Annotated in this window: 12 protein-coding genes and 1 pseudogene; 4 read left to right on the forward strand and 9 right to left on the reverse strand. The window is 60.2% G+C overall.

What is annotated here, in order from left to right; all coding sequences use genetic code 11:
• Positions 1 to 13: 13 nt before the first annotated feature.
• Together BMOU_RS05890 and BMOU_RS05895 are read right to left on the reverse strand one after the other, a co-directional pair.
• The gene (locus BMOU_RS05890; RefSeq protein ID WP_034875787.1) at positions 14 to 802 is read right to left on the reverse strand and encodes an ABC transporter permease; all 789 of its coding nucleotides are present in this window, start codon (positions 800 to 802) and stop codon (positions 14 to 16) included.
• A complete protein-coding gene (locus BMOU_RS05895) occupies positions 799 to 1,551 on the reverse strand; it encodes an ABC transporter ATP-binding protein (RefSeq protein ID WP_034875788.1) in 753 nt (250 codons plus the stop codon). The genes BMOU_RS05890 and BMOU_RS05895 overlap by 4 nt, the downstream gene beginning before the upstream one ends.
• 415 nt (positions 1,552 to 1,966) lie before the next feature.
• Here BMOU_RS05895 and BMOU_RS05900 point away from each other — a divergent pair, with 415 nt between their 5' ends.
• The 4 genes from BMOU_RS05900 to gndA all read left to right on the forward strand — a co-directional run bounded on the left by BMOU_RS05900 (position 1,967) and on the right by gndA (position 8,233).
• Positions 1,967 to 3,352 (forward strand): alpha/beta hydrolase, encoded by a 1,386-nt coding sequence (locus BMOU_RS05900; RefSeq protein WP_034875789.1) that lies wholly within the window; start codon positions 1,967 to 1,969, stop codon positions 3,350 to 3,352.
• Between the two features lie 19 nt (positions 3,353 to 3,371).
• A complete protein-coding gene (locus BMOU_RS05905) occupies positions 3,372 to 5,948 on the forward strand; it encodes a bifunctional lysylphosphatidylglycerol flippase/synthetase MprF (protein WP_034875790.1) in 2,577 nt (858 codons plus the stop codon).
• Between the two features lie 116 nt (positions 5,949 to 6,064).
• Entirely contained in the window at positions 6,065 to 6,679 is a 615-nt protein-coding gene (locus tag BMOU_RS05910; RefSeq protein ID WP_034875791.1) for a Type 1 glutamine amidotransferase-like domain-containing protein, read from the forward strand.
• Positions 6,680 to 6,784: 105 nt separating this feature from the next.
• Complete coding sequence (gndA, locus tag BMOU_RS05915) at positions 6,785 to 8,233, forward strand: NADP-dependent phosphogluconate dehydrogenase (protein ID WP_034875793.1); 1,449 nt, start codon at positions 6,785 to 6,787, stop codon at positions 8,231 to 8,233.
• Positions 8,234 to 8,317: 84 nt separating this feature from the next.
• On the opposite strand, the gene pgl is transcribed toward gndA, so the two are convergent.
• The 7 genes and pseudogenes from pgl to BMOU_RS05950 form a co-directional block, all read right to left on the reverse strand.
• Positions 8,318 to 9,109: a 6-phosphogluconolactonase gene (gene pgl / locus BMOU_RS05920; protein ID WP_034875794.1), complete on the reverse strand. Its 792-nt coding sequence runs from the start codon at positions 9,107 to 9,109 to the stop codon at positions 8,318 to 8,320.
• Positions 9,110 to 9,123: 14 nt separating this feature from the next.
• Positions 9,124 to 10,083, reverse strand: coding sequence for a glucose-6-phosphate dehydrogenase assembly protein OpcA (locus tag BMOU_RS05925; RefSeq protein WP_034875796.1), 960 nt, complete (start codon positions 10,081 to 10,083; stop codon positions 9,124 to 9,126).
• Positions 10,080 to 11,652, reverse strand: a pseudogene (gene zwf, locus BMOU_RS05930) (glucose-6-phosphate dehydrogenase). The gene BMOU_RS05925 and the pseudogene zwf overlap by 4 nt, the downstream one beginning before the upstream one ends.
• 107 nt (positions 11,653 to 11,759) lie before the next feature.
• On the reverse strand, positions 11,760 to 12,428 hold the full coding sequence (locus BMOU_RS05935) for a RibD family protein (protein ID WP_034875797.1): 669 nt from the start codon (positions 12,426 to 12,428) through the stop codon (positions 11,760 to 11,762).
• A 215-nt stretch (positions 12,429 to 12,643) separates the two neighbouring features.
• On the reverse strand, positions 12,644 to 13,435 hold the full coding sequence (locus tag BMOU_RS05940; protein WP_034875798.1) for an SDR family NAD(P)-dependent oxidoreductase: 792 nt from the start codon (positions 13,433 to 13,435) through the stop codon (positions 12,644 to 12,646).
• Between the two features lie 138 nt (positions 13,436 to 13,573).
• Positions 13,574 to 14,380, reverse strand: coding sequence for an ABC transporter permease (locus BMOU_RS05945; RefSeq protein ID WP_051428927.1), 807 nt, complete (start codon positions 14,378 to 14,380; stop codon positions 13,574 to 13,576).
• Positions 14,381 to 14,456: 76 nt separating this feature from the next.
• The gene (locus BMOU_RS05950; protein ID WP_200864826.1) at positions 14,457 to 15,383 is read right to left on the reverse strand and encodes an ATP-binding cassette domain-containing protein; all 927 of its coding nucleotides are present in this window, start codon (positions 15,381 to 15,383) and stop codon (positions 14,457 to 14,459) included.
• Between the last annotated feature and the right edge of the window lie 12 nt (positions 15,384 to 15,395).

Genomic DNA, 15,395 nt, shown 5'->3' on the forward strand with positions numbered 1-15,395 from the left:
CGATCGTGGCCTTTCAGCCGGCAACCGGCTGGTACCGGTCGTCGGCAGTGAAGCAGCGCCCGTAGACCATGAGCATGATGATGCTGTCGGCCAGCAGAGTGAGCGCGGCGATGGCGGCAAGAATCATGAACTGGTATTTCGCCGCGTCGATCGGATTGCCTCCCGCGATGATCTGTCCGGCCATCATGCCCGGCACCGTCACGATGCCGCTGGATGCCAGCGATGCGGTGGTCGGCAACAGCCCCAGACGAATCGAGGAGATGATCGACGGACGTGCCGCCTCCCAGGTCGTGGCACCGAGCGCGAGCAGCGTATCCACCTCGTCTCGCCGCTCCCTCATGCTTTCGAAGAAGCGGCTCAGCCCTACGGCCAAGGCGGAGACGGTATTACCCAGCAGCATGCCGGTCAGCGGCACCACGAGTTGGGGCGCATACCATGGCTGCGGGCGAATAACGAGTTCGGTGACCAACGAGATCATGATGAGCATGGTGATTACCAAGCTCAGGAACACCGGGCCAGCCAAGCCTTTCGGCACGCCTTTGGCACGCGATAGCGTAATCTGCACGGCGGCGATCAGCATGAACGACACGAGCAACAACACCAGCCATGGGTTGTTCGATGTGATGACGAAATCCATGATGAAGCCCATCGCGCACAATTGCAGCAACGCACGGCATGCCGACCACAGCAGCGTTCTGCCGACGCCCATGCGCATGATCTCGGAGATGCCGGCGGCGATGGCCACCATGATCAAAGCCGTGACCAGACCCCAGACATCGATGGAATAGTAATTGCCGCTCATGCGATATCGCCTCCCTTGGCGGCTTCGATTCGTGATTCGGCCTTGACCTGCGTCAGTACGCCGTCGGCAAGTCGCATGATGCGCGTGGCACGACCGTCCGTCGGCCGGTGCCGGATGCGTATCACGGCCATGCCGTCCATTGCCGCATGTTCCAGAATCGTCGCCACTTTGTCGGCGTTCTCATCGTCAAGGCCGGCATCCACCTCGTCGGCGAGCAATACCGTGGGATTGGTCAGCAACGTACGTGCAAGACTGACCCGGGCCGCCTGCCCACCCGACAGATCATGCGGGGCGCGTCCAAGATCGATGTCGGCGCAGCCGAGGGCGTCCAGCGTCTCGCGGATCCTCATATCAGGCAGCAGATCGGCAGGCCTTGTCTTGCGGCCCCTGCGCCCATCGCCCTGCGTGGACGACTGGCGAACGGCCAGCGTATACGGCAAACGGATCGCGTCGGCCACGCAATCGCCCAACAACACCGGTTTCTGCGGCAGGTAGGCCACCTGCGCACGCCATTGCTGCGGGGTGAAATCCGAGGCGGGACGCCCCTGCAGCGCAAAGTCGCCGTGGGCCCGCGGATTGAGTTTGGCGAACGCCGTCAGCAGGCTGCTTTTGCCTGAACCGGAGGGGCCGATCAGATCCACTATCTCACCGGACGCAATCGCGAACGAGACATCGTCGAAAATCATGCGCCGCTCGCCGTCAACCACGATCTCACAGGACACATCCGACGCCGAAAACACGTATTGCATAAGGGCAACCATACCGTGATTGCCGGTTCGACGAACCGCGCACAGCGTTTCCTGGCATCCGCCAGGGCGTGGAGGCGTGCCACGGCATGAAGCCGCCGGTCCATCCGCCATCCAAGGGTTCGCTGAGCGTGGAATCGACTTCAGGTGAAAGACCCCCATATGCCGGCCGCCGTCCCTGCGGTCGACGACGATGCTTCCGATCGGCGTAGGCGTTGCGACCATTGGTTTTCCCAAGGAAATTTCCGTGATGCCGATCCAGCGGATGATCAGGATTTTCCCCCACGGTCCCCAGCGAAAATCAATCCTACGGATGACTCGCGCTCCACGAATATGTACTACAACTACACCATGGAAGCAATATGACGGAAAGCCGTGTGACGACGGTTGGGCGATGGTGGAGCGAGGGGAATTACGAATGCGCCAGTGGCTGATGAACGTGAGCTTGTTGCAGGGATGGCTGCCGACGACGTTGTTTGCGATTACGGCTTTGCTGATTGTGATTCTGTTGATCGGCGCCGTTGCGGGCAAGCGTGAGGCGGGCCTTAAGCCAGTGCTGCTGCCCGTGGTGATTGCGGCGGTCGCCGGTGCCGTGGGATTGGTGATCGTATGGCTGATCTCGGATGTGTTTGTGGTATTCGGTGTGGAGCTTGGACCGCATGTGTTCGTATGGGCGAGTGCCGGCTGCGCGATGGTGGGGTTCGCGGTCACGCATATCGTCCTGCGCAGGCGTGCGAGTCGTGTACTGGCCGTGATCCTCGTGGTGTTCGCACTGCTCTCCTCCGGTCTTGGCATCGATCAGGCGTATGGCGAGTACGCCACATTGGGTTCGCTGTTCGGTATGGATTCCTATCACGAAGCCGATCTGACCGGCATGGCCAATCGCAAGGACCTCATCACCATCGCACAGTGGAAGCAGGGTGTCGCCGACCACACCATTCGCGATGTGCCGTCCTACGGCGTGGTCGACAAAGTGGATATTCCGGCGACCAAATCAGGTTTCAAGGCACGTAAGGCGCTTGTCTACCTGCCGCCAGCGGCGTTGGTCAAGACCAAAGCCAAGCCGGCCCTACCGGTCATCCTGATGATGAGCGGGCAGCCGGGATGCCCGAACCGTGTGTTCAATGCAGGCGGTATCCAGGCCATGATGGACGACTATGCCCGGCATCACCAGGGTCTCGCGCCCATCGTCATCGCGGCGGATCAGCTTGGTGCGGATTCGCACAACACCTTGTGCGTGGACTCGAAGGTATATGGCAACGCGTTGACCTATCTGACGCAGGATGTGGTCGATTGGGTGAAGGACAATCTGCCCGCCGCGCAGGATGCCAAGGACTGGGCCATCGCGGGATTCTCCCAGGGGGCCACCTGTTCCATGCAGATCGGGCCGAATTACCCGAACCTGTTCGGTACCATCATCCCCACCGGCAGTGAGATCGGACCGACCAACGGTAGCGAGCAGGAGATGATCGACCGCTTCTTCGACGGCAACCGCGAAGCGTATGAGCGTCAGATTCCGATCAACGCCATCCGCGACCATGCCCCTTCCGATCAGACGCTCATCATGGGCACGGGGGAGAACGACGTCGAGTCGTTGCACAATATCGAAAAGATAGCGCCCGTCGCCCGCGAGGCGGGTATGCATGTCACCGCCGTGGAATCGCTTGGCAATGCGCATGACTGGCATGCCGTACAGGATACGTTGCGGTACGGGCTTGCCGTATTCGGCTATGACACCGGCCTGAGCGACGTGAAACCGAAGCTTTCCGACTTTACGAATCTTCGCCGCATCAAGATTTCCTGAAGGACCGACCCGAAAACGAATGGACACTATGACTGAAATGCAATCACAACAGCAGCTGAAGCCGTTGTTCGGCTTCCGGGCCCTATTGGCCGACATCGCGGATTGGATCCGCCATCACCTTCTGACTGTCTGCTTCGCGCTGTTCATTCTGCTGGTCAATGTGATCAGCCGGATCGTCTGCGCCATCATGCAGTGGCAGTTCCCCCCGCATCTGGCCAAGGTGAGTTTCGAAGCGTTGGCGCACGGCCGGTGGTACACGGCCCCCATCTCCATGCTGTACGTGTCGCATCTTGGGCGCCTGGTCATCGATATTCCGCTGATTCTCATCGCATTCGGCCTGTCTGAATCGGTGATTGGCAAGATCAAGACCATGTGGGTGTCCGTCATCACCACGCTGGGCGGCATCGCGCTTGGTATGGGTCTGTGCTCCCTGCTCTCCAGCCACAATCCCCAATGGCATGCGATCTCCCGCGATGGCGCGATTCTTGGGCCGCTGATCGTGGTGGCCGGTACGCTCATGTGCGCCAGCGCGTTCTCTTCCGTGTTGTGGCGTCGCCGTATTCGCGTGATCGGGTACGCCATCGTGCTCATCATGTTCCTCTACCGTGGCGAGGCCAGCGACTACTGCCTGCTTTCCGCGACACTGCTCGGCCACGTGCTTGGCTATCTCATGGCATCCGATGGGCGGGGCGACTCCTATCGGAACGGCGCGATCTACGAAATGCGCCGTTTGGTCGGCATCGTCGCCGGCGTGCAGGCCATCGGCTCGCTGGTGGCCGTCTCGTCACGCCAATCCTTCGGTCTGCTGTCGATGTTCGGCCTGCTGACCGGTTCGACCGAATTCGACACCGGCAGGGTGCTCTACTGTCTGGACGGCACTTCGCGGGTGAACTGTTTCGCGCAGTACCGTATGCTGCGCTTCTCCATGCCCGGCAATTGGCTGGTCTCCATCATGCCGACGCTGATGCTGCTGCTCATCGCCTGGGGACTGTATTGCGGCCGTCGCTTGGCGGCGGTGCTGAGCGTCATCTTCAACGCGTGTACGATCGTGTTGGCATTCCTGTTCTACCTGGTGATCCCGATGTCGTACGCGACCGACGACAATGCCAATGCATCGGTTTCCGGCGAGGCCATGACCGCGCTGGTCAGGCATGGCGCGTTGCATGCGATGTTTTCCACGATGGCGCTGCCGCTGATTTTCGCAATCGTCGTGATCGCTTTCCGTCAATGCTTTACGATCCGCACCAAGAGCGAGACGATTCTGCGTGATGTCGCGATCGTACTTTCCGCTTTCATCCTGCTGGGGCTGCTCTATATCGGCTACGGCCTGAGCGTTCCCACGGACTTCAACGAGGCACCGCACCTGCTCGATCTGATTGCCGACTATGTGCAGCGCCTGCTGCCGATCGGCCTGCTCAGCGGCGTGGAGCCGGCCTTCATACCGATCGGCTGGCTGTCTCAGGCCATCTACCAATGCGTCGGCCCGGTATTCTGGATCGTGGCGTTGTATTGTGCGTGGGACTGCCTGCGCGACCGTTCCATGGTCAACGATGTGTCTCGGCATCGCGTGGACGAGATCATTCCACTCGGTGGAGAATCCATGTCGTTCATGGCCACATGGAGCGGCAACGACTACTGGTTCTCCGCGACCGGCCGCTCGGCCATCGCCTACCGCGTCTCCTACGGCATCGCCCTGACCGTGACCGGTCCGTTCGGCGATCCGAGCGAATACCGCGACGATTTGCATGCCTTCGCGCGGTTCTGCGCCCAGCATTCCTGGACGCCTGTCTTCTACAGCATCCATGCGGCCCAACGCGACGAGCTGGTATCCGCCGGATGGGATTCTCTTGATGTCGGTACCGAAATGATCGTCGATCCGAATGCGTGGCAGACGCGCGGCAAGAAATGGCAGGATGTGCGCACCGCCATCAACAAGGCCAAAAGGGACGGCATCACCGACGTGCTCACCACCTTCCGCGAGGCGCCGTTCTCCGTGCAGACGCAGATCCGTGAGATCTCCGCGCAATGGGCCGGCGAAAAGGCGTTGCCGGAGATGGGCTTCACCCTGGGTGGTCTCGACGAGCTGGTCGACTCCCGTGTACAGCTGCTCTATGCGGTCGATGGAAACGGCAAGATGCTTGGTGTGACCAGTTGGCTGCCGACCTACCGTGATGGCAGGGTGATCGGCTGGACGCTCGACTTCATGCGGCATCGCACCGACAGCGTCAACGGCATCATGGAGTTCCTCATCGCGCGTATGGCCGAGCGTCTGCGCGACGAAGGCGATGTGGAGTTCATGAGCCTGTCCGCGGCACCATTGGCCGGCATGAGCGACGATCCGGACAGAGCCGAGGAAAGCGCCGTGCTGCGCCATGCCCTGCAGATGGTGGCCGACATCATGGAACCCGCCTATGGCTTCCATTCGCTGTTCCGATTCAAACTGAAGTTCCACCCCGAAGAGGCCAAGGTGTACATCTGCTATCCGGACGCGGCCAAGCTGCCGCAGATCTCGCTGGCGGTGGCGCAGGCCTACGTGCCTTCGCTCACACCGGCTGAGGCGATGCGTTTCGTCAAGACCATCATGCCCCACGACTAATTCGTTTGGACGGGTTGTTCCGAGCGCGAACCCCCAAGGCTTCCACGATTCGGATACGTTATAGTGAGTGCGCAATCACCAAGTAACGTAATTCCAGAAATGGAACCGAGGTCATCGTGAAGAAGCTGATGCTGGTTTCGGCATTCAATCCGGTCAGTCGACTGCTACCTCGTGTAGAGCCGGGACTTAAGGCGAAAACGGTGGCGTTCATCCCCACCGCCAGCAAGGGGAGCCCGTACGCACCGATCATGGGTCTTGCCAAACATGCCTTACGGCGTATGCACATGAGCATATACAGCCTTGACATAGCCAGCGCCTCATACGGGCTTATCCACGATGTGATCGACGCCAGCGACATCATCTACGTGGGTGGAGGCAATTCCTTCCTCCTGTTGCAGGAGATGCGGCGTTCCGGGGCCGATAAGATCATCACCGAAGCCGTGGCGAACGGCAAACCGTATATCGGCGAATCCGCCGGAGCGGTGGTGGCCGGTCCCGATATCGGGTACATCCGCGACATGGACGATGCGGCGGCGGCGCCTTCGCTGCATGATCTGCGTGGTCTTGGACTGGTGGATTTCCGGGTGCTTCCGCATTGCCACGGACCGTTCCTCGGCCGCAAGGCCGCCAAAATCGCCCGCCGATATGCCGGTGCATCCGACCTACGCGCCATCACCAATCGTCAGGCCGTCGTGGTGCATGGCGACAAAGACATCACCGTCAGCAGGTGACTAGGGCACGACGGCTTCCATGAGACGACGGGCCGTCGTTGGGACGTTTGGGATTAGACTGAGAGATGGCTCATAAAGTACTACTTATTTTGACGGAGGACCAGCATGTCAGCTGAAGCAAACGTCGGTGTGGTAGGCCTTGCCGCAATGGGCGGCAGCCTCGCACGCAATCTCGCACACCACGGCAACAAGGTCGCCGTGTTCAACCGTTCCTACGGCCGTACCGAAAAACTCATGAACGAGCATGGCACCGAAGGCGAGTTCTTCCCGGCGAAAACCCTCGAGGAGTTCGTCGACAGCCTTGCCAAGCCTCGCACCGCCATCATCATGGTCAAGGCAGGCGAGCCGACCGACGCCATGATCAACGCGCTCGCCGACCTCATGGAACCGGGTGACATCATCGTCGACGCAGGCAACGCCTACTTCCCGGATACCATTCGCCGTGAGAAGGAGATCAGCGCCCGTGGCCTGCACTTCGTCGGCTGCGGTGTTTCCGGCGGCGAGGAAGGCGCCCTGCTCGGCCCATCCATGATGCCGGGTGGCTCCGAAGAGTCCTGGAAGACCCTGAAGCCGATTTTCGAATCCATCGCGGCCAAGGCCGAAGGCGAACCGTGCGTGACCCACATCGGTTTGAACGGCGCCGGTCACTTCGTCAAGATGGTGCATAACGGCATCGAATACTCCGACATGCAGCTCATCGCCGAAAGTTACGACCTGATGCGCCGCGGCCTTGGCATGACCCCGGCCGAGATCGGTGACGTGTTCGAAGAGTGGAACAAGACCGAACTCGATTCCTACCTGATCGAGATTACCGCCGAGGTGCTGCATCAGGTCGACAAGAAGACCGGTAAACCGCTGGTCGACGTAATCGTGGACCATGCCGGCATGAAGGGCACCGGCACCTGGACCGTGCAGACCGCGTTGTCCTTGGCCGTACCGGTCACCGGCATCGCCGAGGCCGTGTTCGCACGAGGCCTGTCCTCCGAAGCCGACCTGCGTGAAGAGGCCCAGAAGCAGGGTTTCGCCGGTCCGAGCGGCGAGCTGAACCTGAACGAGGAGGAGGCGAAGGCCTTCATCGAAGACATCCGACAGGCCCTCTACGCCTCCAAGATCGTCGCCTATGCACAGGGCTTCAACGAGATCACCACCGCTGCCAAGGAATACGATTGGGATATCGACCTAGCCGCCGTGGCGCGCATCTGGCGCGGCGGCTGCATTATCCGCGCGAAGTTCCTCAACCGCATCTCCGAAGCATTCGAATCCGGCGAGGCCAACGTGTCCCTGTTGTTCGCCCCATACTTCAGGAACGCCATCGAAGCCGCCGAGAAATCCTGGCGCAACGTGGTGGCCAAGGCCGCACTTAACGGCCTGCCGACTCCGGCGTTCGCATCGTCGCTCTCGTACTTCGACGGCCTGCGTTCCAAGCGCCTGCCTGCCGCCCTGATCCAGGGCCAGCGCGACTACTTCGGCGCCCACACCTACCAGCGTGTGGATCAGCCTGGCGCGTTCCACACCCTGTGGGCCACCGAGGAGCGCAACGAGATCGAAGCCTGATCTCCACGCAAGTATGAGGAAGGCCTCGCGACATATACGGTCGCGAGGCCTTCCTATTCCCATTGTCTTCGTCGATGAAGAGCCTTACAGCTTGCAGGCCGCGCCTTCGTCGATGAGCCAGAGCAGTTCCTCGCCATCGGCGTAGGAGCTTGGTGCATGCGGGTTGTCGCGCTTGGCGAAGGCGGCCTTCACCGCGTCGGCCTTACGGGCTTCGGAGGTGAACACCCACGTATGCTTCGAACGGGCGATCATCGGCACGGTCAGCGTCACGCGCAGCGGCGGCGGTTTCGGCGAATCGCGTACGCCGGCCACCAAAGTGTGCGAGTCATCGATTTCGGTCTCGCCGTGATCGGGGAACAGTGACGCGAAATGCGCGTCCGGCCCCACGCCGAACATCGCGATGTCCAAAGACGGATGCTCGCCAAGTTGCTCGACGAGTTCACGCTGATATTCCGCGGCGGCCGCTGCCAGCACCTCATCGGTCCGTTCGGGGGAGGCTCCGGCGATCTCTTCGACGCCGCGTTCGTCCGCAGGCATCTCATGAATGTTCCCGGCCGGCATACGGCCGTCTTCGATGAGCTTGTCGAACCAGGCCTCGCGAGCCTGCTTCGCGTTGCGGTCATCGCTGTCGGCGGCCACGAAACGTTCGTCTCCCCACCACACGTGCACGCGGGACCAGTCCACGGCCTTGGCCAAGACGCTTTCACCCATGACCTTCAGTACGTAGATGCCGTCGGTGCCGCCGGTCACGGCGATGTCGACTCGTTTGCGATTCGGCTCGGCCAGCAGGTCGGCGATGGTCAGTAGTGTGCGCGCCGCCACGGCTTGTGCCAACACTTCAGGATTCGGGTATATAACAGTTTTGCGTTCTGCCATGGAAGATCCCCCTTTCAGTGTTGCGGGTTGATGAGATCCCAGCCCTGCGTCACGACTTCGGCGTAGATCTCGTCGGGGTAGAGGCGGCCGAGCTCCTCGCTCAGGCATTCCTCGATGGTGCGCGTCGGCACGCTGATGGTCTGCGGGGACTGGCCGGGCACGCTTTGCATGGCCACGCCATCGCCTGTGGACGGGCGTTCCAGACTCAGCACGCCGTCGGCACGGGTCAGGTATACGCCGGTCACCGCATTTGCGCCCGGATCGTCCTCGACGATCACCGGCACGTTCAACCGCAACCGCAGCCAGGCGGCCAGCAGGTCCATCGGCAGGAAATCCTTCGGACCGGTCACGCGCACGCTGCTCACCGGCAGATGCGGCGGCTGGTCGAGCATGGAGGCGAGCATGGCCCGCCATACGGTCAGACGTGTCCATGACATGTCCACATTCTTCGACGACCAATTACGGCGCAGGTCATTCATCGTGCGCATCGGATTCGATGAGTTCATGGCATCGGTGATGCGGCTGCGCGCCATCGAACCCAGCAGATCCTTCGACAGATTCGCCGGAGCTTCGTTCGGCCACCAGGCGACCACCGGTGCATCCGGCACCAGTAGCGGAATCACCAGCGTGTCCGCATGGTGCACCAGACCGCCGCGCGGACGCAGTACGATGATCTCGCCTGCGCCGGCGTCGGAACCGAATCGTACTTCGGCGTCGAGGAAGGTGTGATGCTCGCCTTCGGCGCTATCACCGGCCTCCACCTTGCGCGCACTCGGAGCAATGGCGATCACACGGCATGGATGCTCGCGGCTGGCGCTGTTCGCCACCTCGAGATCGTGCTCCAGCGAGGCCTCATTCGTGGAAATCAGCAGCGTGAGCACTCGACCCAAGGCGGCCTCGCCGCGTTCCTCGTGCAGTTCGTCGATTTTCGCCGAGATTTCGCGGGTCTCGGTGTCTTGCATGGTGATGATCATGGCATCCTCCAACGATGTCCGTCGCGGGCGAGCATCTCAACGGCCTCTTCCGGGCCCCACGTACCGGAGCGATATGGCTGTGGCTGGCCGAGTGTGGACCAGAATTCCTCGATCGGATCGAGGATCTGCCAGCTCAGTTCCACTTCACGCGTGGTCGGGAACAGTGGCGGATCGCCCAATAGCACGTCGAGAATCAGTCGTTCATAGGCCTCCGGCGAGGATTCGGTGAACGAACGGCCGTAGCCGAAATCCATCGACACATCGCGCACCTCCATGGAGGTGCCACCCGGCACCTTGGAACCGAACCGCATGGTCACGCCCTCATCGGGCTGCACGCGGATCACAATCGCGTTCTTGCCGAGCTCCTTGGTGGCCGTCGATTCGAATGGTAGATGCGGGGCGCGTTTGAACACCACGGCGATTTCCGTGACACGCTTGCCCAGTCGTTTGCCGGTACGCAGATAGAATGGCACGCCGGCCCAACGTCGTGTGTCGACATCCAGCCGGATCGCCGCATACGTTTCGGTGATGGACGCCGGGTCGATGCCCTTCTCGTCCAGATAGCCGACCACTTCGTGGGATCCTTGCCAGCCGGCGGCATACTGTCCCCGTGCGGTGTGTGCGGCCAGATCCTTCGGAAGGCGCACTGCGGAGAGCACTTTCGTCTTTTCGGCCGTCAGGTCGGCGGCGGAGAAGGAGACCGGCTCCTCCATGGCGGTCAGCGCCATGAGTTGCAGCAGGTGGTTCTGGATGACGTCGCGTGCTGCGCCGATGCCGTCATAATAGCCCGCGCGACCGGCCACGCCGATGTCCTCGGCCATGGTGATCTGCACATGATCGACGTAGTTGCTGTTCCAGATCGGCTCATACATGGCGTTCGCGAAACGCAGCGCCAGCATGTTCTGCACGGTCTCCTTGCCGAGATAGTGGTCGATGCGGAACACGCTCGACGGGTCGAACACCTCGGAGACCACGCGGTCGAGTTCCTTGGCGCTGGCCAGGTCATGCCCGAACGGCTTTTCTATGATCACGCGGCGCCAGGCGCCTTCGGTGGACTTCGCCAGACCGCAGTCGGCCAGCTGTCGGGAGACCTGTGGGAACGCGCGCGGCGGCACGGACATGTAAAAGGCGTGGTTGCCGCGGGTGCCGCGGTCGCGATCCAGCTCCGCCACGGTGTCGGAAAGCCGCTCGAACGCCTTCGGATCGTCGAAGGTGCCCTGCACGAAGCGGATGCCATCAGCCAGCTGCTTCCATGTCGAATCCTTGAACGGCGTGCGGCAATGAGCTTCGACGTTTTCCTTGACGAACTCCTTGAAATGGTCTTCGGTCCAATCACGGCGCGCAAAACCGGTCAGTCCGAAGCTTGGCGGCAACAGACCACGGTTGGCCAAGTCATAGATCGCCGGAAGCAGTTTTTTTTCGTGATAGATCGCCGGTTACGCCGAAAATCACGATGCTGCACGGTCCGGCGATGCGCGGAAGTCTCAGATCGCGCGGATCGCGCAAAGGATTTGTCCACGTGCCGGAGGTGTCAAGCACGGATGAAACGGTTTCAGTCATGCAATTCATAGTAACGCGTGGATCCTCTCCATGTCATGACAATTCCAACAGTCAAGGTTTTGTGCCTTGTGGTTTTCCGCAAATCATCGACGATTCGCGGAAAGCCGTTCCGAAGGTCACAGCGAATAACGCAACCAGACCGCGCCGTCGTCATAAGGAGTGACGGATTCGAGTTTCAGGGCGACGGGCCTGCGGTTCATCGGCAGTCCATCGAAGGTGGCGGACATGCCTTTGCGGCCATCGATGCCGGGGCCGATCAGGATGCTCACCTCGTCGAGCAGCCCGGCGTCGAGAAATCCGCCGTTGATGGTGCCTCCGCCGACTACGGCCATGCGTTCCACATCGAATTCCTCGTTGAGAATCTCGCTGGCGCGTGCCAGGTCGATGCGGTCGCGTCCCGTGGCGATCCACGAGATGTTGCGTGAATCCAGGAATGCCAGATAGTCCTCGGATACCTGCTCGCAGGTCAGGATCACCAGTGGCTTGGCGCTGCCGGAATCATCCGACCAACTCAGCGTGCCTCTGGTGTCGGGAATCACGTTGTACCCTTCGGCATCGGTCTTCTTGGAGAAGGCCTCATGGCCGAGCGGCTTGCCGGTGCCGTGGAATTTCCCGGAGGCCATCTCCAGCTGTGCGGTGACGCGTCCGCTTACACGGGTCGGGGCGTTCAGCGCCGCCAGTGTCTCATAGTATTCATGATTGCCTGCCAGCTGCGCGGTCATGCCGCAGTCGATGCGGCCATCGATCGACATCATCATGTGGCATACGATGTAAGGTTTGCTCATGGTGTTCTCGTTCCTTTCCCTTGGTATGCCTGGAAGCCTACGACAAAGCGTTTCGCATATCCAATGTCGATGAAACATGTTGATTCATGCAATTCCGTTATTGAATCTGCGTGGTTGAAGGCGTCTGATATCGTCCGGCACGACTCCTGCAATGCCGGCTGGAACACGGGGAACGGGCGTATGCGGAAGAAGAGGCGTTGAAATGGTGGGGTCGCCTAGCCCCTTCGTTTCGGATCGCCACCGTTCATGAACGCGGCGAGGCGACGGGTCACGGAGCGGGGGAGCACTCGTTCCGCAAATGCGCCCGATTTGGTGAACATGCTGTGGTAGGCAAGTGTTCGGCCCCGCAACATCCTGCGGTACGCGTAGATGGCGAGCTGACGGGCCGTGGCCGGTCTGGTCATGGTGAAGAAGTTACGTCCGCTCATCTTTGCGGCCTTCTCGAAACCGGTCGCAGTCGGACCGGGGCATACGCAGGTCACGGTCACGCCAGTGCCGCGCAGCTCATACGCCACCGCTTCGGACAGCGAACGCACGAACGCCTTCGATGCGAAATACATGGCCATGTACGGACCGGCCATCATGGAAGCGACCGATGCGATATTGAGGATCCTCCCTGTGCCGGCCTCCCGCATATCCCGTCCGTACCGGTAGGTGAGTTCGGCCAACGCATTCATGTTGAGTCGCATCATCTCATGCTGTCGGCGCCAGGTGCCGTCCAAAAAGCCCGTCCATTCGCCGAAGCCGGCATTGTTGACCAGATAATCGATGATGAAGCCGTGCGAGGTCGTGTAATCGTACAGTTTCAGCGGGGCGCCGTCTTCGCTCAGGTCGATGGCGAACGTTTCGACGTGCACGCCGTAATGTCGTTCCAGAAGACCTTGCATCTCGGCGAGCTTAGCTCGATTCCTGGCCGTGATCACCAGATCATGCCCATCCGCCGCGAATAGCGAGGCCAACTCGCGTCCGATGCCGCCGGAGGCTCCCGTGATCAACGCATATCCCATGCCAACTCCTTCGTCGATGCCTGCCACTAGCACCATGATAGGCGTTCATGGGCGATTCTGATTGGCGCTTTCGCTCCTGTGAAATCCCCGACATACGTAGCGGCGGGCGTTTGCAAGGCATCATCGGATGATTTCGTGTCAGATTTTCTTGTGATAGAAAATGGCAGTGAGCGGAATGAAGACCATCAGGGTCATGCCTCCCGCCAACAGTGCGGCCAGTGCCTCATCGCCAAGTATGCCTTGCGTGACCATGACACGATAGGCATCCACCAGGTAAGTGACCGGGTTGATTCTGGCGAATGCCCGCAAGACCGCGGGAAGGGTGTCGATCGGTACGATGGCGTTGGAGACGAAGCCGAGGACCATGGTGGTCAGGGTGGACAATGCAGAGATGGTGCCGGACGATTTCACCAGCACGCCGATAAGCGCGAACACCCAACTGACACACCACATGACGAAGATCACCAGCAGATTGGCGAGCAGTACCCATCCGAATCCGGCTTGTGGTCGCCATCCCATGATGTATCCGGCTGCTACGGCGAACAGGGAGGCGATGGCATAGCGGATGATGTCGGCGGTCAGCATACCGGTCAGCGGCGCCATGCGGGCGATTGGCAGTGACTTGAATCGATCGAACACGCCGGTTTCGATATCTTCACGAAGTTGGGTGCCTGAGTTCGATGAGGCCATCAGCAATGCGAACGCAACCACGCCAGGGACTACGGTGGCCAGATATTTCGTGGCGCTGCCGGCCACTGCGCCGCCGAACAGATAGGTGAACATGATCATGAAGATAATCGGAAGCAGTATGACATCTACCAGTGCTCCAGGATTGTGTTTGAGCTTGAGCAGTGAGCGTTTGGCCAGCGTGATCGTATCCTTCATCAGTGTGATGATCGGACTGAGTGTCGTGGTCTGTGCGGTGGTGGGGAAAGTGGTTGTCATGATGTCTCCTTGGTGCTTGCTGTGGGGAAAGTGGTTGAATGCGCCGGGATGATTGCAGGCCATGTTGCGGTGCGACCTACTTACCGATTGCTTTGTCGGCTTTGCCGGTATCTTGGGAAACGATTCTGACGAACACGTCATCCAATGAGGGTTTGCTCGTCGAGAATTCATCTGGGGTCAGATTGAGATCGTGCAGATGGTTGAGCAGATCCAGCATGTCCGTCGATTCCTTCATGTTGAGGATCAAAGTATCTGATTCCGATGATCGGGAGATATGCGTTGAGGGAAGGTGTCCGCTGATGATCCGTTGCGCGTCCCGCATCTGATGTTTGTTGTCGTAACGGATTTCCAGATGGGTATCGCCGATCAGATTCTTCAGGTCATTTGGCGTTCCCTGAGCCATGACCTTTCCGTTGCGGATGATGGCAATGTGGTCAGCCAACTGATCGGCCTCTTCCAGATATTGCGTGGTCAACAGTACGGTGGAGCCTTCATTGACGAGCTGGCGGATGGTGTTCCACATTTCGCTACGTGTAATGGGATCGAGGCCTGTGGTCGGTTCGTCGAGGATGATGAGTCTTGGATGGGTCATCAGGCTTGACGCTAGGTCGAGTCGCCTGCGCATGCCCCCAGAGAAAGCGGACAGTTCCTTGGCCTTGACATTGGTCAGGGAAAATCGCTCGAGTAGTTCATCGGCGCGGCTGAGAGCCTGTTTGCGGGACAAGCCGTTGAGTCGGCCGATGATCTCCATGTTTTCCATGGCGGTCAGATCATTGTCAATCGTGGTGAACTGGCCGGTCATACCGATGATGCGACGCACTTGTTCAGGTTGTTTGCTGACATCGTAGTTGAAAATCGACGCGGTACCGCCATCCACGGGCAATTGTGTGGAAAGCATCCGCAGAAGTGTGGTTTTGCCTGCACCGTTTGGGCCGAGAATCGAGAAGATTTCGCCTTGGTTGATGGTGAGGGAGACGCCGTCCACGACGTTTTTTCGAACCATAGCGTTTGGTGA

Origin of the sequence: Bifidobacterium moukalabense DSM 27321 (assembly GCF_000522505.1) — a bacterium.
Taxonomy (GTDB): Bacteria; Actinomycetota; Actinomycetes; order Actinomycetales; family Bifidobacteriaceae; genus Bifidobacterium; species Bifidobacterium moukalabense.